The organism is Trinickia symbiotica, from assembly GCF_003028655.1.
Classification (GTDB): domain Bacteria; phylum Pseudomonadota; class Gammaproteobacteria; order Burkholderiales; family Burkholderiaceae; genus Trinickia; species Trinickia symbiotica_A.
Genome location: NZ_PYUC01000024.1, coordinates 38,840 through 60,159, shown reverse-complemented (window position 1 = coordinate 60,159; position 21,320 = coordinate 38,840). Strand labels below are relative to the sequence as shown.

16 protein-coding genes and 2 pseudogenes are annotated in these 21,320 nt (G+C 60.6%); 16 read left to right on the top strand and 2 right to left on the bottom strand.

Features of this window, described 5'->3' with window-relative positions; translation table 11 throughout:
• Positions 1–89: 89 nt before the first annotated feature.
• Entirely contained in the window at positions 90–878 is a 789-nt protein-coding gene (locus C9I57_RS33730) for an IclR family transcriptional regulator (protein WP_107154206.1), read from the bottom strand.
• An 88-nt stretch (positions 879–966) separates the two neighbouring features.
• Positions 967–2,191 (bottom strand): annotated as a pseudogene (locus C9I57_RS30245) (ISL3 family transposase).
• Positions 2,192–2,444: 253 nt separating this feature from the next.
• Between C9I57_RS30245 and C9I57_RS30240 the strand changes: the two are divergent.
• From C9I57_RS30240 to C9I57_RS30165, 16 genes and pseudogenes are all read left to right on the top strand, one after another.
• A complete protein-coding gene (locus C9I57_RS30240; protein ID WP_107154205.1) occupies positions 2,445–3,566 on the top strand; it encodes an aromatic ring-hydroxylating dioxygenase subunit alpha in 1,122 nt (373 codons plus the stop codon).
• Positions 3,563–4,612 carry an aromatic ring-hydroxylating dioxygenase subunit alpha gene (locus C9I57_RS30235; protein ID WP_107154204.1) on the top strand — a complete coding sequence of 350 codons (1,050 nt, stop codon included), beginning with the start codon at positions 3,563–3,565 and terminating at the stop codon, positions 4,610–4,612. The genes C9I57_RS30240 and C9I57_RS30235 overlap by 4 nt, the downstream gene beginning before the upstream one ends.
• Positions 4,609–5,574 (top strand): PDR/VanB family oxidoreductase, encoded by a 966-nt coding sequence (locus C9I57_RS30230; protein ID WP_107154203.1) that lies wholly within the window; start codon positions 4,609–4,611, stop codon positions 5,572–5,574. The genes C9I57_RS30235 and C9I57_RS30230 overlap by 4 nt, the downstream gene beginning before the upstream one ends.
• A gap of 16 nt (positions 5,575–5,590) precedes the next feature.
• Positions 5,591–6,646 (top strand): cupin domain-containing protein, encoded by a 1,056-nt coding sequence (locus C9I57_RS30225; RefSeq protein WP_107154202.1) that lies wholly within the window; start codon positions 5,591–5,593, stop codon positions 6,644–6,646.
• A 28-nt stretch (positions 6,647–6,674) separates the two neighbouring features.
• Positions 6,675–7,565 carry a fumarylacetoacetate hydrolase family protein gene (locus tag C9I57_RS30220; RefSeq protein WP_107154201.1) on the top strand — a complete coding sequence of 297 codons (891 nt, stop codon included), beginning with the start codon at positions 6,675–6,677 and terminating at the stop codon, positions 7,563–7,565.
• A gap of 227 nt (positions 7,566–7,792) precedes the next feature.
• Positions 7,793–9,439, top strand: a complete 1,647-nt coding sequence (locus C9I57_RS30215; RefSeq protein WP_107154200.1) for an FAD-dependent oxidoreductase — start codon at positions 7,793–7,795, stop codon at positions 9,437–9,439.
• A 28-nt stretch (positions 9,440–9,467) separates the two neighbouring features.
• The gene (locus C9I57_RS30210) at positions 9,468–10,784 is read left to right on the top strand and encodes an MFS transporter (protein WP_181322008.1); all 1,317 of its coding nucleotides are present in this window, start codon (positions 9,468–9,470) and stop codon (positions 10,782–10,784) included.
• Positions 10,785–11,960: 1,176 nt separating this feature from the next.
• Positions 11,961–12,884 (top strand): 4-hydroxy-tetrahydrodipicolinate synthase, encoded by a 924-nt coding sequence (gene dapA / locus C9I57_RS30205; protein ID WP_107154198.1) that lies wholly within the window; start codon positions 11,961–11,963, stop codon positions 12,882–12,884.
• A gap of 38 nt (positions 12,885–12,922) precedes the next feature.
• Positions 12,923–13,993 (top strand): ABC transporter substrate-binding protein, encoded by a 1,071-nt coding sequence (locus C9I57_RS30200; RefSeq protein ID WP_107154197.1) that lies wholly within the window; start codon positions 12,923–12,925, stop codon positions 13,991–13,993.
• 77 nt (positions 13,994–14,070) lie between these two features.
• On the top strand, positions 14,071–14,904 hold the full coding sequence (locus C9I57_RS30195; RefSeq protein WP_107154196.1) for an ABC transporter permease: 834 nt from the start codon (positions 14,071–14,073) through the stop codon (positions 14,902–14,904).
• Positions 14,901–15,752: an ABC transporter permease gene (locus C9I57_RS30190; RefSeq protein WP_107154195.1), complete on the top strand. Its 852-nt coding sequence runs from the start codon at positions 14,901–14,903 to the stop codon at positions 15,750–15,752. The genes C9I57_RS30195 and C9I57_RS30190 overlap by 4 nt, the downstream gene beginning before the upstream one ends.
• Positions 15,753–15,766: 14 nt before the next feature.
• The gene (locus tag C9I57_RS30185; RefSeq protein ID WP_107154194.1) at positions 15,767–16,933 is read left to right on the top strand and encodes an ABC transporter ATP-binding protein; all 1,167 of its coding nucleotides are present in this window, start codon (positions 15,767–15,769) and stop codon (positions 16,931–16,933) included.
• Positions 16,934–16,940: 7 nt separating this feature from the next.
• Complete coding sequence (locus C9I57_RS30180; protein ID WP_107154193.1) at positions 16,941–18,389, top strand: FAD-binding oxidoreductase; 1,449 nt, start codon at positions 16,941–16,943, stop codon at positions 18,387–18,389.
• Positions 18,390–18,397: 8 nt separating this feature from the next.
• Complete coding sequence (locus C9I57_RS30175) at positions 18,398–19,636, top strand: alpha-hydroxy acid oxidase (RefSeq protein WP_107154192.1); 1,239 nt, start codon at positions 18,398–18,400, stop codon at positions 19,634–19,636.
• Positions 19,633–20,436, top strand: coding sequence for an N-formylglutamate deformylase (gene hutG, locus C9I57_RS30170; protein WP_107154191.1), 804 nt, complete (start codon positions 19,633–19,635; stop codon positions 20,434–20,436). The genes C9I57_RS30175 and hutG overlap by 4 nt, the downstream gene beginning before the upstream one ends.
• Positions 20,437–20,499: 63 nt before the next feature.
• A pseudogene (locus tag C9I57_RS30165) lies at positions 20,500–21,218 on the top strand (IS4 family transposase); the annotation flags it as partial.
• Positions 21,219–21,320 lie beyond the last annotated feature (102 nt).

Here is a 21,320-nt window from a genome sequence, read left to right as displayed (position 1 = left end):
CTTGCAAAGTCGTTGCGTGGTCCGACGGGGTGAGCGGGATTAGGTGCATTTTTATCTGGTGCTCACCGCGCGATCGCTTTTCACGTTTCTCAAGCATGACTCGCGAGCCTTTCGGAAAGAGCGCGAGCGTGACGTTGTAGAGCAAGCGACACCGCGCTCGTAGGGCGATCGTCAAACTGTCCAATGAGGCCGAGGGTGGAAAGGGCGCCGATAAGGCGACTGTTTCGTCCAAATACCGGCGCCGCGGCGGCTGCAATGCTTGGGTTTCGGACGCCGGCTGCGTGCGCGCCCCTTTCCTTGCGGGTCTGATTGCGTATTTCCGCAAGCGTTCTCAACGATAGCGTTCCGCGGGGCAGAGCCTTTAGCGCAGACTGCAACTCGTTGTCTGGGAGCCAAGCTATGAATATCGCAGCGGTGGGTGATTTTAGCATTGGCAATACGGTTCCAAGTCGCAAGCTAACTCCGAGAGGCGTTATGCTCGGTTCGGAATGGCGAACGACCGGGCCGCGGGCCGTCCAAACGGAGAATGCTGTCGTATGGCCAATTTCATCGCGCAGTGCCCGCACTGCGTCGGAGACCATATTCACAGTATCGGAGCGTCCAAGAGCAGTCAGACCCAACTGAAGGGAAAAGCTTCCAAGCGTGTACCCAAATCCCGCACGGTCTCGATCGAGAAGACCACAGCGCACCAGACTTACCAAATAGTGGTGGGTTTTGCTAGCCGAGAACCCTATCACTTCTGCAATCTCCTTGAGGGTAAGCGGATCGGAACTTGCTTCAATGATTCGGACGAGCCGGATAGCTGTCTCGACGGAGGCTATTCCCTTAGGGCCTGCCTCTACCTCCGTCTCTTCAATGTAGGGGTGCTGGTTTGTCATGATCTAACCCTTCAGAAAGGATAAGTGCGGTTGTTAATTTAGGCTCTTTTAAAAATGGCTCTTTTAAAAATGGAATGAGTAACGCGGCTCACGAGGTATGCGGGCTGAAGCTGGAGAACTCAAGCTTGCCGGCGATGAGGAAGAGCACGGTTCGCATGGTTTCAAAGCGGGTGTAGCCGCGTGCCTTACGTTTGGCCGCCTGGAACAGACCGTTGATGGCTTCGATGTAGCCGTTGGTCTGACGAGTCTGTGCCCATGCAACGATGCCGTCGAAGTGCCGCCGAATCAGGCGTGCGACCTCTTTCATCGGCTCAACCTTGGAGCGCATGACGTTGGTACACCACTGTCGCAACATCTCGGAGACGACGTGAATTTGGTTACGATCGAGAATCTCGCGCAGTTGCTCGCGATACCACCAGGCGCGGGTAGTGCGCCTGGTGGGGCACTGCTTGAGCAGCGTGACGAGCTCGGTCATCTGCGCGAAATTTAGCTTGTCCGGAGCTTTGAGCAATGTCCAGCGCATCCCTTTGAGTTCGGGATCGCCCTTCTGTTGTTGGCGGCGTACGGTGGAGCGCCTTCGACGCATGCGCGACGACATGAAACTTGTCGAAGGTCAATCGCGCGTTGGGCAGATGCTCTCCCACGCCCTTGATAAACGCGGGCGATATGTCGATGCTCACCGAGCTGATTTGCTCGGGCAAGCCGTGGTGTTGCTCAAGGCAAGTGGCGAACGCCTCGATCGTCTTGGCCTCGCGCCCCGGCGTGACGAAGATGACGCGTCGTGCCTGCATGTCGGCAACCAGCGTCAGGTACTCGTGCCCGCGCCGATACGAGGTTTCGTCAATCGCGACCGTCGTTACTTCCGAGAGATCAGCCGAGTCCAGCGCCAGGTTCACGTAGCGCGAACAAATCGCATGCACGCGGTGCCACGACAGGTTGACGATGCGCGCCACCGCCGCAAATGGCATCTGCTGCGCCAGCATCAGCACCAGCGCCTCAAACAACAGAGTGAAGCCATCGAGCTGACCCACCCAATCCGGCTCGACCAGTCGCACCGAACCGTCAGGCAAGCGCACGCGCGGCACTCGGACTTCCAGATAGCACTCGTGCTGGAAAAAATTCAGGTGGCGCAGCCGCTTGATTTGCGTGTCGTGCACCGGGTGTTCACCAGCCACACCCGGGTAGGCGAAACGACTGCCCGCCGCGAAATCCACGGCAATCGTGAGTTGCCGCTTGGCCGTATCAAAGTCGACCCCTTGCACATACCACGGCGCCTTGATGCCCAAGGCCGCTTCAAACAGTTGATTCGACATGGTTCGATTCGTCTTGTAGGGCTGATTGCAGCATTCTGCCGCAACCAGCCCCAGCCCAGTTTATTGACTTGCACGCGTCAAGGGTCCACTTCGTCGGGCTTACGCCCGCCCTTGACGCCTCAAGCCACCCACTTGGAATTCAAAAGAGGCTTAATTTAACATATTTAAATGAATTGACCGTTGCTGTATCGGTATCTACGATAAAAATAACGTTGGTAACCCCGTGATTTAATCTGGAGACAAGGACACCCGCATGACCACTACTTTCCTACGCAACGCTTGGTATGCAGCCGTATGGAGCGAGCAGCTCAAGGAAGAAGAGCTCCTTCCTAGGACCATCGTGGGGGACGCGATTGTTCTATTCCGGCGTGAGGACGGAGGCGTTGCGGCAATTAGCGACATCTGTCCGCACAAGTTTGCCCCGCTCCATAAGGGAAGGCTGCTGCCCGGCGACAGGGTCCAGTGCGGCTATCACGGCCTCGAGTTCGGGCCGTCGGGAAATTGCACGCACAATCCGCACGGTTCCGGGCGCATACCTCCTACGTGCAATATCAAGTCATATGAAGTCATGGAGCGTCACAGCATGGTATGGATCTGGATGGGAGACCAACCCGCCGATGCTGCGATCATCCCCGACTATTCTTTCCTCGATGAAGGCTCCGGCTATGACATCGGACGGCGCGACTTTCTTCGCATTGAGGCTAACTACCGCTTGGTAGCGGACAACCTGCTGGACCTAAGTCACTCGCCCTTTCTTCACGACGGCGTGATAGGTGGGCCGGAGACCATCAAGGCTGACATTAACGTGGAGCAGGACGGGACGACAGTTAGGGTGCATAGGCCGAAATACAACGTCAGGCCGCCCGGATTGTTGAATCGGCTGTTCCGCAAGGATGGTGAACGTGTTGACATCTGGTCGACACAGCGCTGGAGCCCGCCCTGCTATTTGCTTAATGACACAGGCGCGTACCCGCCCGGCGGCGAGCGCTCGGATGGCTCCGGCGTGTTGGGCGCGCACCTTCTCACCCCAGAAACCGAACATACCACGTTGTATCACTTTGCTGCTGCCAGACAGGGTCTGATCTTGGATCGAAACGAGGACCAGGAGGAGTTTAAGGAATGGCTTGCTGAGGCAAGACGGCACGCTTTTCAGAACCAAGATGAGCCGATGGTGGAAGCACAGTCCGAGATGATGCGTCGATATCCGGAAGCCACAGCGCGTCCTGTATTGCTGGAAGTTGACGCGGGCCCTGTTCGGTGCAACCGGATCCTCGACGACTTGATACGTCGGGAGGGGGCATCCAGAGCCAGCCTGAGTCAGAAAGCCGCAGATGAGAAGCGCGTGGTGGTTGAGCCTCTCCGGGAGATTAAATGATGTTTCTGCACAATACTTGGTATGTCGCTGCTAAGGCGGACGAAGTCATTGACAAGATGCTATCGAGACGACTATTGAACGAGCCGGTTGTCCTGTTTCGGACTTCTGATGGACAGGTCGCAGCACTCGCGGACCGATGTCCGCACCGATTCGTCCCACTGCACCTCGGCCGCATCGTGGAGGACACAATCCAGTGCGCGTATCACGGGTTGCATTTCGACTGCTCCGGCAAGTGCGTAGTTGCACCGTTTGAAAAGAAAATCCCAGGGGCCGCAAAAGTTCGGAGCTACCCGGTGGTGGAGCGCTACGGGATGATCTGGATCTGGATGGGCAGACCGGAGAAAGCGAACCCTGACGAAATTCCCGATTTCAGCTGCATGGTCGATCCGGAGCGAGCTCAATTGCACGGCTACGCGTACGTGAAGAGTGGTTACCAACTCGTCATTGATAATTTGGCCGACCTCAGCCATGCGTACTTTGTACATGGAAGTTTCTACGCCCCGCAGCACCTTGATCGTACAGAGCATCAGGTGGTGGAAGAAGGCGAAGCAGTGTTCAGCAAATTCCATTTTCCGAACATCGATGTACCTGTGCTCTGGAACAACTATGCTGGTAACAAATTTTCCCGCGTCGACCGCTGGTCGGAGATTCGCTGGCATGCGCCCTCGAACCTGCGGTTGTTTGCCGGTGTTACTCCAACGGGCCGGCCACGCGAGGAAGGTATTAACTTGTATGGAGTGCACCTGCTCACTCCCGAGACCGCCTCGACCACTCACTACTTCTACTGCCACTGCCGCGGGTTCCGGATCGACGATCCTCAGATCGATGAGGAAGTGCGGAACTGGCAGCATGTTGCCTTTCATGACCAGGATAAACCTATGCTGGAGGCGCAGCAGGCCGCCATCGGAGTCGTCGAAGATCTGATGTCATTGCACCCGGTGTTGCTATCGAGCGATGCTGGCGCGGTGCGCATTCGTCGCCGGCTGCAAGATAAGATCGCCGCTGAATCGGCTTCATTGACGGTAAGCGTACCCCCACTGCCATGAAGGCACCACTTCTAATTGTTCGCGTCGCGCGCAAGATTAGCGAAGCCGAGAGCATCGCGAGCTTTGAACTTATCCCAGTGGAGGGTAACGAGCTTCCGGCCTTTTCCGCGGGCGCCCACATCGACGTACATTTGCCGGGTAGACTGGTCCGCCAGTATTCTCTTTGCAACGCACCCAGTGAGATTCACCGCTATGTGATTTGCGTTCTGCGGGATGCAAGCGGCCGCGGCGGATCCCGCGTCTTGCATGACGTGGTGAAGGAAGGCGACACGCTGGAAATCAGTTTTCCGAAGAATCACTTTCCATTGGCGCGCTCTGCCCAACGTAGTGTGCTCCTGGCGGGTGGCATCGGAGTAACCCCCATTCTTTGCATGGCGGAGCACCTTGCGGCACAGGGAGAGGATTTCGAAATGCACTACTGTGCCCGGTCAGTGAATCGGATGGCTTTCATCGAGCGCATCGTCGCATCGTCATTCGCTTCGCGGGTCGCCTTGCACTTCGATGATGGGCCGGAGCACCAGAAGCTCGAGTTGGAGTCTTTCCTCACCAAGAGGGGGAACGACACCCATCTCTACATCTGTGGACCCCAAGGTTTCATGGACGCGGTCCTTGCCACGGCCCGGGGTAACGGTTGGCCGGAGGCGCAATTGCATTACGAATTCTTTCGTAGGGACCTGACCAGTTCGGGTCCGGACCAGGGTTTCCAGGTGCGACTCGCACACTCTGGGCGTGTCATCAATGTGACGGCCGATCAGACCGTGGTGGAGGCGCTTGCCGACGCGGGTATCGAGGTTCCGACCTCATGCGAGCAGGGCATCTGCGGAACTTGCCTTACCCAGGTTTTGGAGGGTGAGCCGGACCACCGTGACATGTACCTGACGCGGGAGGAGCATGAAGCTAACGATTGCTTCCTGCCGTGCTGCTCGCGCGCACGGAGTGCCATGCTTGTGCTGGATCTTTAGAATCGAAGGAGAGACCATGCAGCTAAACTCAACAAGCGACCACGCTGAGATAGAAGCACGTCGAAAATTGCAGGCTGATTTAGAGCGCTTCCATTGCCGCGTGCATCAGCGGGACGATGCGCCGGTCTTCACGCGAGAGCCCAAGGTCGACATGCAGTCAGTCCACTGGCGCTGGAGCGATCTGGAACCTCTACTCCAGCGACTCGGACGCGAGGTCGCTCTGGCGGCCGACGGGCCTCGTCGCACTCTGAGATTGCATAACCCAGGGTTAGAGCGGGGAACAACAAACACCTTCTGGGCCTCGATCCAAGTGATCAATCCCGGGGAGGTGGCCACTGCGCACCGCCACACCGCCAACGCGCTGCGTTTTATCATGCGCGGCAACGGCGCTTGGACCAACGTAGATGGTGAACGCTATCCTATGAACGAGGGAGACCTAGTGCTGACGCCGGCCTGGGCCTTTCATGACCACATGCACGAGGGCGAAGAACCAATGATCTGGCTCGATGTTCTTGATTTGTCGATCATGCATATGATGCGGGCCACCTTTTTCGAACCTTATCCGCAACCAGAACAGCCTACCGATATTGTTCCCGACGCAGGGTTGCGCCGTTTTGGTAGCGGACTGATGGCTCCTCCAGGCATCCGCTCGGCGCCGACGAATCCGCTGCTGCCCTACAGCGCAGCCATGGCACAACGTGCGCTGCACGAAGCGGCCGGACTGCCCCCAGACCCCTTTGATGATGTCATCCTCGAATACCGCAATCCGATCGATGGTGGTCCAACCCTACGCACCATGGCGCAGGCGCTTCAGTTGATCCGACCGGGATTCGAAGGCCGCGCCCGGCGCAACACTGGAAGCAAGGTGTACTACGTGATGCGCGGCAACGGCTCTACGACGGTCGGCGACCGCACCTTTGACTGGCGACAAGGTGACTTCATGGCGATCGCTCCTTGGACATGGCACTCGCACCGCGGTGGAACGGAAGAATCCATGCTGTTCCAGGTCAACGATCTTCCCACTTTGGTAGCTCTCGGTTACTACCGGGAAGAAGTCGAAGCGGTCTCCTGAGTCCGAAGGTCATTTCCGGACAGACAATATGAAAATTGCCTCTTTCAATAAATTCAGCGTCGGCATCGTCGAGCAGAACAAGCTGTTCGATGTAACGAACGTACTTCCTGTGGCGCTCGGCGAGATGCCCGAGCAACGGATAAACTGGCTGATCGCCAATTGGGATCGAATGAAGCCGGTGCTCATCGACGCGCGCCGCACTGCGGCTATAGTTCCGATCGCTGGGGTGTGCTTACTTCCGGCCAATCCCGCGCCGGTACATGTGTTTGCCGCTCCCGCAAACTACCAGAAGCACCTCGGGGAACTGGGCACTCAAAGCACCGTTACCAAGAAGGGACGCACCGCTCGCGAACAGGGTTTTTTTTTGAAAGCACCCGGATCGCTGATCGGCTCCGGAGGCACAGTCTTCCTGCCGAAGGGGTCCGCGCGCCGCTTTGACCACGAATCGGAACTGGCTGTCATTATCGGCAAGCCGGGTGCCAACATTCCGAGGGCCCGTGCTTTGGAGCACGTGTTCGGCTATACGTGCTTGATCGACGCCACGTTGCGTATCGAATCTGGAGAGTTCGAAGAGGAGCGCTCGATGCGCAAGTCGTTCGCCGGATTTACGCCGCTGGGGCCCTATTTGGTTACGGCGGACGAGGTCACCGATCCCATGTCGCTGTGCAACCAGTTGTGGGTTAATGGCGAACTACGGCAGGACGCCAATACGAGCGAGATGATTGTCGGCGTTGCAGAATTCATTGAATTGGTCTCTTCGGTGCTTCCTTTGCGGGCAGGTGATGTGCTCGCCATGGGAACGCCAGAGGGCGTGGGACCAATTCGCCCCGGAGATGAAATATGTATCGCGATCGAAACCGTCGGCAACATGAAGGTGTTCGTACGGGAAAGCGCTGAAGTGGCACCTCGGGCATATTGAGATCTGCAGTTCTAGTAGAAAGAAAGACACATGCGCAACGGTCTGGAAACCGTTGCTCCTCTCAACACCGTGAAAAGAGGTACCCAATGCATTCACGGCGGATTCCTGCGGCGTTCATTCGGGGTGCAACGAGTAACGCTCTCCTTGAACCTCGTGGGCGGATCGGTCTGCGTTGGCTCGAGCGGGCAGGTCGCGGTGCTTACCGGCTTTAAACACACTTTCTGACCATGAAAAAAGTACCAGTACTAATTGTCGGCGCCGGCCCTGTTGGCTTGGCCCTCGCGGGAGATCTCGGTGAGCACGGAGTATCGTCGCTCTTGATTGAGCGCTCCGACGGCGCCATTACCCAAGCCAAGATGGATATGGTAGGTATTCGCACGATGGAGTATTGCCGTCGCTGGGGCATCGTTCCGTGGGTGCACGATGCCGGCTACAACCGCGACTATCCACAAGATTGTGCGTGGGTCACCAGTCTGAGTGGTTACGAGTTGGGCCGTGAGCCGTTTGCCTCGGTCCGCGACGAAGCGAAGCCGCCACAGAGCCCGGAAAAGCGTGAGCGTTGCCCGCAAAACTTCTTCGATCCCGTGCTGCGACGCTTCGCCGAGCGCTCCGGCCACGTCGAGCTGCGCTATCACACGGAGCTGGTAAGCCTGGAGGAGCGCGAGGATGTCGTGGTGGCTCGCGTTGCCAATGTCGATACGGGGCAAGAGGAGACGATCGAGTGCCATTACCTCGTCGGCACGGATGGCGGTGCGAGCACGGTGCGCAAGTCAGTCGGCATCCAGATGGTCGGCCCGGACGCGCTAACGTACACAACAAACGTTATCTTCCGGTGCGACGGGCTCGAAGGCTTGCACGACAAGAAGCCGGCCTACCGCTACATCTTCATCGGCAAGCAGGGAACCTGGGCCACGCTGGTCGCAATCAATGGCCGGGATCAATGGCGCTTCTCGCTCATCGGCGATGCGAATAAGCGGCAATACACCGAGTCGGAATTGCGCGAAGCTATTGTGCAGGCCGTGGGCATTCCGTTCGACTTCGAGATCCTGTCGGTCCTTCCGTGGGTGCGTCGCCAACTGGTCGCCGAGCGCTATTCCACCCGCCGGGTCTTTATCGCTGGCGATGCAGCGCATTTGACGTCCCCGACGGGGGGCTTCGGGATGAACACCGGTATCCAAGATGCGGTCAACCTATCGTGGAAGTTGGCCGCAACACTCCAAGGGTGGGGAGGTGAGCACCTTCTGGCCAGTTACGATCATGAGCAACGGCCGATCGGTGTGCGCAATGTTACGGAGTCGACCGGCAATCTAAAGCGCATGCTTGCACCTCGTGTAAAAGAGCCGCCAGGCGAGCTATTCGACAATTCGGACGCAGGCGATCGAGCTCGCGCGACGTTTGGCGACGCGTATACGAACGCGATGAAGCGCGAATGGTTCAGCATTGGCATTCACCTGGGATACGTCTACGAAGGCTCTCCGGTCATTGTGCCGGATGGCACGCCGTGCCCCGAAGATACGGTGTCCACGTACAACCAAACTGCCAGGCCCGGTTCGCGCGCACCGCATGTCTGGCTGGCCGATGGCCGCTCCATGCTCGACCTCTTCGGCAAGACTTTCGTGTTGCTGCGCTTCGGTGCACAAGCACCAACCGGGCAAGGACTGATCGATGCTGCGAGGCGCGCCGGCATGCCGTTGACGGTACATCACATCGAGAATGACGAGGCTGCTCGGGTTTATCAAACGACGCTAGTACTGGTGCGTCCCGACGGGCAAGTCTGCTGGCGCGGTAACACTGAGCCTCGCAATGCGAGCTACATCGTTGACGTCGTACGTGGTGCTCACGCTGATGTGGTGGAAGAGCGCCAGACTGCGTGAAGCGCGCGGCGCAACGGATTCGAATGGAATGTCCACCAAGAACGAGGAGACAAACATGGAGCGAGAGTTATTGAGCGAGTTAGACGTGTGGGCGCCCGATGCCGCGAGTTCGCACAAGGTACGTGCACGGGGTGTTGTCATAGGGGCCGGACTGAACTGGTTTATGGGGACAGGGCAAATCTTGCTCTTCACTTTCGGTGTTTTTGTCAAACCGATTGTCGAGAGTACCGGCTGGTCGCGTGCCGATGTCAGTGTAGCCGTTCTATGGGGGCAACTGCTGGTGGCGCTTGCATCACCGCTGACGGGACTCGCCGTGGATCGTTTCGGCGCACGACGGGTTGCGTGGTTCGCCGGACCGTCACTCGGCGTGGGTGTGATGCTGATCGGTCTGCTGTCCAGTAGCGCCCAGAGCTTCGTGTTCTTTTTCGCATTGGCCTTCTTGCTCGGGGCCGCACAAGTGCCGGTGCCTTATGTCAAGGCTGTTGCGAATTGGTACGACAAGCGTCTCGGACTTGCGCTGGGCTGCGCGATGCTTTTGAGCGGCGCAGGTGTCGCGTTGCTTCCGCCTTTATCGGCCGCTCTCATTGATGCCTTCGGCTGGCGTAATGCCTATGTTGCTCTGGCAGTAATGGTCTGGGTCGTTAGCATTCCGGCGACGGCGCTGCTGTTGCACGAGCCGCCCAAGACAAGCGCGATAGCAAATGAGAGGAGTCGCGTCGTCCTGGGTGCTGAAAAGATAGAGGTTGCTGGGGTGCGGTTGCGCCAAGCTGTCCGTACCCGTCCATTCTGGCTGGTCGCTATTGGTTTCTACTTGATCTCAGTTGTCGTGGGAGCCGGCACGCATGTGCTGCCGATCATCCTGTCCGACTTCGGGCTTAAGACGCAACGGGGTTCGTTTGTGATGACGATCGTCGGCGTCACGATGATGGTCGCCCGGTTCGGCGTCGGCGCATTGCTGGATCATTTCCGCGCTCCGCGCCTGACCGGATTGGTTTTTTTCGGTGCAGCTGTTGGCTTTATCTGCCTGGCAACCGAAATCTCCCCGATAACCGTACCGGTGGCCGCTGCACTGATCGGCATTGCCCTTGGTGCCGAGGTCGACGCGCTGTCGTACCTTGCTGCGCGGACGTTTGGACGGCGGCATCTGGGTTCGGTGTACGGTGCATTGATGTTTTGCTTCAGCTTCGGACTGGGTTGCGGTCCAGCGTTGTTTGCACAGATCTACAAACATACGGGCAGCTATCACGTTGCGTTTATCGTGGCGGCCGGCTTGGCGATCATAGCGACGTTGCTGGTGCTTGCCATCAAGGATGACGATCTCAATGGTTCGGCGGGAGGTGCTTGATGAATAGCTCGCAAGAGACGTATGACGCGCAGGCGCGACGAACACTGCGTCATCAACCGGATGATCCGCCGCTGTTCACACGAGATCCAACGTCGGATATGCAGACTGTGCTGTAGCGTAGCGACAACATGCAGGCAATGCTCGCCCGACTAGGCGCCGAAATCCGCCTAACCCCGGCGGCCAGCGGCGCACGCTGCGTCGCCCAGCTTACCTCACAGGGGCATACGGTGCGCCTGCTGCCAACGCAAATGTGAAGCCCTTTGTAGTCGGTGGGAAGAACGATGCGAATGTCTATTCGCGCCGTCAGAGCGCGACACCAACGCTGTAGATGACGGATAGTCCGCTTGCGCGCACGATCAAAGCCGTGAGGCAGCGCCGTCTGAGGGAGTGTCGCCGCAATCGCTCTCGCAAACAAGTATCGGCGCACTGCCGACGCTGCTTGAACTTTTTTTGACCTGCCCATCCGTTGCGGAACTCATGGCGAACCGGTCGGACCGGCGCTTGTGTGGGTAGTGTGCGGGGAACCGCAAGCTGCGTTCGACGTGGCGGGAGCTGGAAACGTGACTATGGCAACCGGACTGAGGGCCACCGCGAAAGCGATGGAGAGACCACCGGAGCCTACCGTGCGCGCGCCAGTTCTCGACCCTACCTGCGAGAGACTCGAGGTGCAACTCCTCGGGTCTACTCACCACGATTGCATATGGCGACGATTTGTTATCCAAGAATCGCTGCTCACGTACCGCAATCGAGACGGCTGCTATCGAGCGGCCCCAGAATTTAAACGGCGTCGAAAGCGCTTTGCTCTCGTGAATTCGTCAGACAGGACGTCACGAGAATCCCGGCGAATCCAGAGAATGAATCTATTAGGCACTGGCGTAACAAGCGTTCGCATCGTCTTTTTGTAAGGCGACAATCATTGCGGTGAGCGGGCTTCTGAAAGGCAGCAGAGGGTCGTATCAGGGAAAACCCTGTCGCTTGCGCCGATCTGCCCGCCGCGCAAGGCCGAGGAGCCCCATCCCGTCCGCATCAATCTCCATTGAATAACCAGGTCTTATAAAGAGGGTAACTGGCACTGATGGTGCGTGTCCGGTTTTTTTGCCTCCTTATCGTTCAAACCGTGGAGTGTCATTCAGATCCTCGGCGACCCAGGCCGGACCACTATTGAAGAGCGAATCGATGAGCACGTTGCATCCGTATGCAGGTATTTTGACGGCAGTTCCCACTCCCCTCGACGCGGACGGCCAGTTCATCGCCGCGCCCCTCGCGGCGCAGATCGGCCGGCTCGTGGAAGCCGGCGCGGACGGCGTCGTGCCGCTCGGCGGCACGGGCGAATACACGGCACTGTCGTTCGCGCAACGCCTGCGCGTCGTCGAAACGTCGCTCGAAGCAGCGGCCGGCGCGCTGCCCGTCGTGCCGGGCATTCTCTCGCCGGGACTCGGCGACGCCATCGACAACGCCAAGGCCTTCGTGAAGGCCGGCGCGAAGGCGCTCATGGTCGTCACGCCGTATTATTTCCGCCCCACGCAGGAAGGCATCGTTGACTACTACCAGCGTTTCGCCGATGCCGTCGACGCCGACATCATCCTCTACGAAATTCCGTATCGCACGGGCGTTTCGCTTCACTACGAAACCGTCGCCAAGCTCGCTGCGCTCACGCGCGTAGTGGGCATCAAGGCCTGTAACCCGGATCTCGCCACGCAGATGCGCGCGGCCGAGCTCTGCGCATCGAAAATCGCCATCCTGAGCGGCGAGGAAGACGTGCTGCCGCTCCATGTCGCGATGGGAGCAGTGGGCGGCATCATCACCAGCTCGAACCTCGTGCCGAAGCAGTGGGCGCGCGTGCTGGCGCTTGCGTCGACAGGCCGGCTCGAACAAGCCGTTGCGTTGCACGCCACGCTGCGCCCGCTGATCGACACCATCTTCGCCGAACCGAATCCCGCGCCGATCAAGGCCGCGCTCACGCTGCAAGGGCTCGCGTTCGGCGACGTGCTGCCGCCGCTCAAGCCCGCCTCGGCGGCGCTGCGTCAGCGTCTGGCCGACGTCATGGCGCCGCTCGTCGCGCGCGAGGACGCGTATTCCCCATCCGCAGCAGGCCTTTGAGTCGTACAGAGACCATCGATACGAAAAGAGAGAAGCCCATGTCATCCGATAACAACATCGTTCTTCCGCGCCGCCGCTTCCTTCAGGCAGCGGGCGCCACGCTGCTCACGGGGGCCGTTGCCGCGCCAATGATCGTCACCTCCCGCAAGGCCGCGGCGGCGAGCAATATCACGGTCGTGAGCTGGGGCGGCAACTATCATCAGGGCGTTGACGAAGCGCTCGCCAAGCCGTTCGAAAAGGAATTCGGCGTTTACGTGACGCTCGTCGACACGCCCGATCTTGCCCGCGTCAAGGCGCAGGTCATGACGAACAACGTGCAATGGGACGTGTTCGATGCAGTCGGCCCGATGGCGATGACGGGCGCGAAGAACGGATACTGGGAACCGCTCGACCCGGCCCTGTTCGAGCAGAGCGACCTGATCGCGCCGATGACGAAGTTCGCCGTGCCGTTCTACGGCTTCACGGGCGGCATTTGCTGGGATAACAGCAAGCACCCGGCGGGCAAACACCCGGAGACGTTCGCCGATTACTTCGACGTGAAGAAGTTTCCCGGCCAGCGCACGCTGCGCAACCGCGCGAGCGAAACGCTCGAAATCGCCTTGCTCGCCGACGGCGTGCCGCCGGAAAAGATCTATCCGCTCGACGTCGAACGCGCGTTTCGCTCGCTGAACCGCATCAAGCCGTATATCGGCAAGTGGGTCGACCAGACGCCGCAAACGGTCTCGCTCGTCGAAACGGGCCAGGTGGATTTCAGCTACACCTACTCGACGCGCGTGAAAGCCGCGCAGGAATCGGGCAAGCCGATCGACTTCTCGTTCAAGCAGACGCTCACCGGGCTCGAATATCTCGTCGTCCTGAAGAACGCGCCCAACAAGGCGAACGCGATGAAGTTCGTGCAGTTCGCCATGCGCCCCGATCGTCAGGCGGCGCTCATGGATTATCTCGGCAACACGCCGGCGAGCAAGAAGGCGCTCCCGCTCGTCAAACCCGACGTGCGCAAATGGCTGTCGGACCCGAACAACAAGATGAACCTCATCAGCAACGACATCTGGTGGGCCGACCACTACGACGAGCTCACGCTGCGCTTCAAGGAGTGGGTGCTGTCGTAACGTCAGTTGAAAGACGGCCGCTGCGCGAGCAGCGGCCGCGTGGTTTGCAGTCGGGGCATTTCAGCAGTGGAGGAGTGATGAAAGGCAGAAAAGATGGGTTGCTGTACGTCGGCCCGGCAACGGTATTTTTATTTATCGTGGTGTTCGTACCACTGATGTACGTGGTCTACACGAGCGTCTGGGTGAATGACGGTCTGTCGTTTTCGGCCTATCGGCGGCTTTTCGGCAGTGAACTCTTTCTGCGCACCTTGTGGTCGACGTTTCAGATCAGCATCTGCGCGTCGCTGTGCAGCCTGCTGCTCGGCTATCCGATCGCCATGCATCTCGCGAAGCAAACGCCGAAGAAGCGCGTGCTCTACATGGTGCTCGTGCTGGTGCCGTTCTGGACCAGCATTCTCGTGAAGAGCTATGCGTTCACAGTGCTGCTCGGGCGCGACGGACTCGTCAACAAGCTGTTATCGGCCGTGTTTGCCACGCAGGTGCAACTGCCGATGCTGTTCAACCGCTTCGGCGTGATGGTCGGCATGACCAATTATCTGATTCCCTTCATCGTCTTTCCGGTGCTTGCCAGTTTGCTCGCCATCGATCAGTCGCTGTACCGCGCTTCGGAAATCATGGGTGCGAATCCGCCGCGCATTTTCTTTCGCATCACGCTGCCGTTGTCCATGCCCGGCGTGGCGGCTGCGGTGTTGAGCACCACGGTGATGTCAATGGGCTTTTTCGTGATTCCCGCGCTGCTGGGCGGCCGCAAGGACGCGATGATGTCGAATCTCGTCGACTTCTACACGCGCGAAACGATGGACTGGAACATAGCCTCGGCAATCGGCGTGATTCTGCTCGGCATCGTAACACTCGCGGCGCTCGGCGCGGAGCGGTTCCAGAAGCGCGATTCGAAAAAGGTGATGGCATGAGCACATCGATGCAAGCAGGGTTGCCGGCAGTCCGGCGCGGTGTCGTCGTCGATGGGCTGGCGCGTCGTTACGCGCGCTTGCGCAACGTCATCGCCATTCTGGTCTACGTCTTCATTCTCGTGCCCACGCTCATCGTCATTCCGATTTCGTTCGGCGGCGACGGCGAGCTGACGTTCCCGCCGCGCGTGTGGTCGACGTCGCTGTACGTGCATCTTTTCACGTCGGACAGTTGGGTCGGTCCGATCCTGCAAAGCCTGAAGGTCGCGAGCCTCACCATGCTCGTTTCGGTGTTGCTGGGGGTGCCCGCGGCATACGGGCTCGTGCGCCACGAGTTTCCCGGCAAGCGCTTCGTGTTGCTGCTGCTCATGAGCCCGATTCTGGTGCCCGTGATCGTGATGTCACTCGGCCTCTATCTGTACCTGTCGCGGCTGCACCTGGTGGGCTCGACGCTCGGCCTCGTCGTGAGCCACGTGGCTTATGTCACGCCGTTCATGATGATGACGGTGATGGCCGGCGTGAAGAAGCTCGACCCGGCGCTCGAATTCGCGACCACGATCATGGGCGCGAAGCGCCGCACCGTGTTCTTCAAGATGGTTCTGCCGCAACTTCGCCCGTCGATTCTCGCGGGTGCGCTGTTCGCGTTTCTGGTGTCGTTCGACGAAGTCGTCATCGCGTGGTTTCTCACGAGCCCAGAGACGACCACGTTGCCGGTGCGGATGTACAGCAGCATCCAATGGGATATTTCGCCCGTGATCGCGGCCGTTTCCGCGCTGCTCACGTTGCTTTCGCTGGTTTTTTGTTGCGTGTCGGTTTGGCTTCAGCCGGCTGCGCCCGAGTCGTCGCATTGAGGTTGGAGAAAAACATGTCACACGTTCTACTGGATAACGACGGCCGTCCCCGGGCCGCAACCGTGCAAGCGGCAAAGGAAGCCTCGGGCAGCGTCGCGGCGACGCAGCGCAACACGGAAGACATGATCGTCTTTCGCGGCGTGAGCAAGCATTACGGCAGCGCAATTGCGCTGCACGGCACGGACTTTTCGATCCGTAAGGGCGAATTCCTGAGCCTGCTCGGACCGAGCGGCTCGGGCAAGAGCACGATCCTCAACATCATCGCGGGCGCCGTCGCGCCGACCGAAGGCACCATCGTGCTGGACGGCAAGGATGTGTCGACCGTGCCGCCGCGCGAGCGCGGCCTCGGCATGGTGTTCCAGAACTATGCGCTGCTGCCGCATTTGAATGTGTTCGACAACGTGGCGTTTCCGCTGCGCATTCGCGGCGTGGCGAAGTCGGAGATCCAGCAGCGCGTGCGCAACGCGCTCGAACGCGTCGGCCTGACCGGCTACGAGAATCGCAAGCCGCGCGAGATGTCGGGCGGTCAGCAGCAACGCGTGGGCATCGCGCGCTGCATCGTCTATTCGCCTTCGGTGATCCTGATGGACGAGCCGCTCGGCGCGCTCGACAAGAAGCTGCGCGACCAGTTGCAAGGCGAGATCAAGCGGCTGCATCGCGATCTCGGCACGACGCTGGTCTATGTCACGCACGATCAGGAGGAAGCGCTCAATCTCTCCGACCGCGTGTGCCTGATGAACGGCGGCCGCATCGCGCAACTCGGCACGCCGGACGAACTGTACTTCGAGCCCGTCAACGAGTTCGTCGCAGACTTCGTGGGCGAATCGAACCTGATCGAAGGCGTCGTGCAGGACGATGGCGTGGTGCGTGTTTCCGCGAACCGCGTGCTCAAGGTGCGCAGCACAGAGGGGCACGCGATCGGCTCGAAGGTGAAGGTGCTGGTGCGCCCGGAAAAGATCGACATCGTGGAACAGATGCGCGCAGAGGACGACAACACGTGCACGGGCACGATCGCGCAGGTCTCGTTCGTGGGCGGCATGACGCGCTTCGAGCTGAAACTTGCCGACGGCTCGACGCTGCTCGTGAAGGGCATTTCGGCGCGCGCCGCCGAGCGCGCGAACGTCGGGCAGCAACTGGCCGTGCGCTGGACCGCGCGCGACGCCGTCGTGTTGAGGAAGTGATCGAACCATGAATCAAGCCATGATTGTCGAGGCGATGCGCGAACTCGCGGGTGTCGCCAACGTGCTGGAGAGCTATGCCGACATGGCGCCGCATCTGATCGACTGGCGCAAGCGCCATTCGGGCCGCGCCGCGTGCGTCGTGTTTCCGCGCGACACCGCGCAGGTGTCGAAGGTGCTGGCGTGGTGCAACGCGCGCGGTGTGAAGGTGTTTCCGCAAGGCGGCAACACGAGCGTGTGCGGCGGCTCGGTGCCGGACGCCTCGGGTAACAGCATCCTGCTGAATCTCGCGAAGATGAACCGCGTCATCGAAGTCAACGCCGACAACAATTCGATGACCGTCGAAGCGGGCTGCATCCTGGCCGATCTCCAGCAGGCCGCGCTCGAAGCCGACCGTATTTTTCCGCTCACGCTCGGCGCGGAGGGCTCGTGCCAGATCGGCGGCAACATCGCGACGAACGCGGGCGGCACCAACGTGCTGCGCTTCGGCAATACGCGCGACCTCGTGCTTGGACTCGAAGTCGTGCTCGCCGACGGGCGCATCTGGAACGGCATTCGCACGCTGCGCAAGAACAACAGCGGCTACGACCTGAAGAACCTGTTCGTGGGAGCGGAGGGCACGCTCGGCGTGGTCACGCAGGCCGCGCTGAAGCTGTATCCGCGTCCGCGCGCGACGGCCACGGCCATGCTGGGCGTCGACACGGTGCATGCCGCCGTGCAGGAAGGGCTCAAGCTTCAGGCGGCGTTTCCGGGCGAGCTGGTCGGGCTCGAACTCATCTCGCGAAGCGAATTCGAAATCTCGTTGCGCCATGCCGCGGAGGCGCGCAATCCGTTCAGCGAAACGCCGGCGTGGATGGTGCTGGTCGAACTGGCGGCGTCGTCCGGCGACGATGAAGCGATTGCCGCGCTCTTGACGGGTGCGCTCGCGCCTTCGTTCGAAGCGGGCGTGATCGTCGACGCGGTCGTGGCCGCGAGCGCGCAGCAGCGCGCGGACCTGTGGCACATCCGCCATCATGTGACTGAGGCGAACGGCCGGGAGGGCATGGGCCTCACGCACGACATCGCCGTGCCCACCTATCGCATTCCCGACTTCATGGAGGCCGCCGGGAAGACGCTCGCCGAGCACTATCCGCAGGCCACACAAGTCGTGGTCGGCCATATGGGCGACGGCAATCTGCACTACATCGCCATGTTTTCGCACGAATACTGGGCGAGCGTCTCGGACAAGGCCGCCGTGCAGCTCGCGCTGAGTCATCGGCTTTATGACATCGCGGCGGCCATGGGCGGCACGTTTAGCGCCGAACACGGCATCGGCTCGCTGCATGTACCGGAGATGTCGCTTTACAAGGACGCGAACGAAATTGGCTTGATGCGGCAGATGAAACAGCTGCTCGATCCGAACGACACGATGAATCCGGGCCGCGTGGTGCCGGTTGCATCGCCGTCAGCTGCCGCATAGCCGTGCCGATGGTGTTCTCCAACGTCGCCGACTACCGCGTTGCGGCCCGGCGTTATCTGCCCGATTTCGCCTGGTCGTATCTGGAAGGGGGCGCGGAAGACGCGATCACGATGCGCCGCAATCGCGCGGCCTACGAGTCGATCGCCTTCGCGCCGAAAGTGCTGGTCGATGTCTCGACCGCGAGCACGCACACGACGCTCGCGGGCTGCGAGGCCGCATGGCCCGCCGTGGTCGGGCCCACTGGCCTGAACGGGCTTTACTGCCGTGGCGCCGAAGAAGCGCTCGCGCGTGCGGCGCATGCGGCGGGACTGCCGTTCGCGCTCTCGACGGCTTCGACGAGTTTGCTCGAGGACGTGCGCGCCGCGACGGACGGCGACCTGTGGCTTCAGCTTTACGTGCAGCAGGACCGTCGTATCGCCGAAGACCTCATGGCACGCGCGCAGGCCGCGCGTTTCTCGACGCTGCTGTTGACCGTGGATACGCCCGTGACCGGCCAGCGCGATCACTACGCACGCACGGGCTTCACGTTGCCGCTGCGCCGGACGCCGCGCCTGCTGTGGGACATCGCCACGCATCCGCGCTGGCTGGCGAAAGTGGGTGTGCATGGCGTGCCGCAGCTCGTGAATCTCGCACGCAGCGCGCGGCTCGGACCGGGAATCGAAGCCCAGGCGGCCGCGCTCGGCCGGCAGATGGATACCACGCTCGACTGGCGCGATATCGCGTGGCTGCGCAAGCATTGGCCCGGCAAGATCTTCATCAAGGGAATTCAGACAGTCGCGGATGCCGCGCTGGCGTTTCGTCACGAAGCCGATGGCGTCGTGCTGTCGAATCACGGCGGCCGGCAACTGGACGGCGCGCAAAGCCCCGTCGACATCCTCGCGCATACGGCGGCCATCGCGCCGCGCGGTGCGGAGATTCTCGTCGATGGCGGCATCCGGCGCGGCAGCGATATCGCCAAAGCCGTCGCGTTGGGCGCGAAAGGCGTGCTGCTCGGCCGCGCGCCCCTCTATGGCCTCGCGGCCCGCGGTCAGGACGGCGCTCGCGGCGTGCTGGCGCTGCTCCACAAGGAACTCGACATCTGCATGCGTTTGCTCGGCTGCACGAGCGTTGACGCCCTCGGTGCGGATTGTCTCACCACGCATGGCGGCGCGTTTGCGCCGTTGTCGCCGCATTTGCAGCACGTAGCCCAGGCCGCTCTTGCCACCCACGCTGCTCCCCTCAACGCTTCCGCAACGACTCCCGCATGACGTCCTCGATTTTCGATTTTCGCCGCGGCACCGTGCCGTTGCTCATTTCCATTCCGCATCTAGGCAGGGCCATTCCCTCCGATATCCGTGAGCAGTTGACCGACGTCGCCAGCGAAGTTGCCGATACCGACTGGCATCTCGACCGCCTCTACGCATTCGCGGAAAAGATGGGCGCTTCGGTGCTGGGCGCGCGCGTGTCGCGCTATGTGATCGACCTGAACCGGCCGCCTTCGGGCGAAAGCCTCTATCCGGGCCAGACGACCACGGGCCTGTGCCCGACCGAAACGTTTCGCGGCGAGCCGCTGTATCGCAATGGCCGCGGTCCCGATGCCGCCGAAGTCGCACGTCGTCTGGAGCAGTACTGGCGTCCGTATCACGCGCAGTTGCGCGCGGAACTCGACCGCCTGAGTGCCGAATTCGGCGCCGTGCTGCTGTGGGAGGCGCATTCGATCGCAAGCGTTCTGCCGCGTCTGTTCGAAGGCAAACTGCCCGATCTGAACCTCGGCACGAATAGCGGGCTGAGCTGCGACGCCAGCGTGCTCGAAGCGATCACGCGCACGCTCGACGCCCAGCCGTTCACGTGGATCGCCAACGGGCGCTTCAAGGGCGGCTACAACACGCGTGCGTACGGCGAGCCGCAAAAGGGCGTGCATGCGGTGCAGCTCGAAATGTGCCAGTCCACGTATATGAGCGAGACGTCGCCGTTCGCGTACCTGCCCGAAGTCGCGGGCGAGGTCGAGCCGGTCGTCGCGCGCATGGTGAAGGCGGCGTTCGAGGCGGCGCGTGCGCTGGTACGCTGAACGGCGTTGAACGCATTCACGTGCGGGTGTGAGAAAAACGCGGGCATGGCCCGTGTGCCGGCCAATTCCATCACCGTATTCGATAAAGGGTTCCTGTCGGCCCAGCTCCTGTGCAATCTGGTTTCGGGCGGCGAGAACCGGCACTTCATCATTCCGGCCAAGGCCAATACGTGCTGGGAGGTGGTGAGTGGCGCACCGGGCGACCAGATCGTGCGCATGCGCGTGTCGTCGCAAGCTCGCAGCAAATGCCCGGGGCTGCCCGAATTCTGGCAAGCGCGCGCCGTGCTTGCCGTCGATGCACGGGGTCGGCAGCGGATGTTGCTGACGTCGCTGACTGATCGAAGGCGTTTCAAGCCAGCAGACATTGTGTCGTGCTACTGGCGTCGCTGGCAGATCGAGACCTGCTACCATGAGCTCAAGCGGTCGATGCTGGGCATGGAGCTGACCCTTCGCAGTCACACCGTGGAGGGTGTGTATCAGGAGTTCTGGGGCGCCCTGATCGCCTACAACCTGATCCGCCTGGAGATGGCCAAAGCGGCACTGGAGGTCGGGCACGCGCCCGAAGCACTAAGTTTCGTGCGCGCGTTCCACACCATCCAGTACGAAATGGCATGGCGGCCGTGACACGTTCGTACGGCAAACTGCCTGCGCTGCTCAAGCGCCTGCGCGAAAGGCTCAAACAACTTCCCAACGAGAAACGGCCCGGGCGCACCTGCGCTCGGGCCGTCAAATCCAGACCATTCCGTTATACCGTTCGTGTCCTCAAAAGAAACCTTAACTGAACGGCATTAGGGCATGGCCCGCTTTTTCAATGGCGCACAGCGCATCGCTGACGTAAAAAAGCCGTCTTCGCGAACGTATTGCGAAGACGGCAAACTTGCTGC

Bases quoted from the DNA above. Each gene is read 5' to 3' on its own strand.
- C9I57_RS30230 (WP_107154203.1), top strand. From the start codon at position 4,609: ATGAAGGCACCACTTCTAATTGTTCGCGTCGCGCGCAAGATTAGCGAA.
- C9I57_RS30235 (WP_107154204.1), top strand. From the start codon at position 3,563: ATGATGTTTCTGCACAATACTTGGTATGTCGCTGCTAAGGCGGACGAA.
- C9I57_RS30175 (WP_107154192.1), top strand. From the start codon at position 18,398: ATGGTGTTCTCCAACGTCGCCGACTACCGCGTTGCGGCCCGGCGTTAT.
- C9I57_RS30195 (WP_107154196.1), top strand. From the start codon at position 14,071: ATGAAAGGCAGAAAAGATGGGTTGCTGTACGTCGGCCCGGCAACGGTA.
- C9I57_RS30210 (WP_181322008.1), top strand. From the start codon at position 9,468: ATGTCCACCAAGAACGAGGAGACAAACATGGAGCGAGAGTTATTGAGC.
- C9I57_RS30220 (WP_107154201.1), top strand. From the start codon at position 6,675: ATGAAAATTGCCTCTTTCAATAAATTCAGCGTCGGCATCGTCGAGCAG.
- C9I57_RS30240 (WP_107154205.1), top strand. From the start codon at position 2,445: ATGACCACTACTTTCCTACGCAACGCTTGGTATGCAGCCGTATGGAGC.
- hutG (WP_107154191.1), top strand. From the start codon at position 19,633: ATGACGTCCTCGATTTTCGATTTTCGCCGCGGCACCGTGCCGTTGCTC.
- C9I57_RS30215 (WP_107154200.1), top strand. From the start codon at position 7,793: ATGAAAAAAGTACCAGTACTAATTGTCGGCGCCGGCCCTGTTGGCTTG.
- C9I57_RS30180 (WP_107154193.1), top strand. From the start codon at position 16,941: ATGAATCAAGCCATGATTGTCGAGGCGATGCGCGAACTCGCGGGTGTC.
- C9I57_RS30185 (WP_107154194.1), top strand. From the start codon at position 15,767: ATGTCACACGTTCTACTGGATAACGACGGCCGTCCCCGGGCCGCAACC.
- C9I57_RS30225 (WP_107154202.1), top strand. From the start codon at position 5,591: ATGCAGCTAAACTCAACAAGCGACCACGCTGAGATAGAAGCACGTCGA.
- dapA (WP_107154198.1), top strand. From the start codon at position 11,961: ATGAGCACGTTGCATCCGTATGCAGGTATTTTGACGGCAGTTCCCACT.
- C9I57_RS30190 (WP_107154195.1), top strand. From the start codon at position 14,901: ATGAGCACATCGATGCAAGCAGGGTTGCCGGCAGTCCGGCGCGGTGTC.
- C9I57_RS33730 (WP_107154206.1), bottom strand. From the start codon at position 878: ATGACAAACCAGCACCCCTACATTGAAGAGACGGAGGTAGAGGCAGGC.
- C9I57_RS30200 (WP_107154197.1), top strand. From the start codon at position 12,923: ATGTCATCCGATAACAACATCGTTCTTCCGCGCCGCCGCTTCCTTCAG.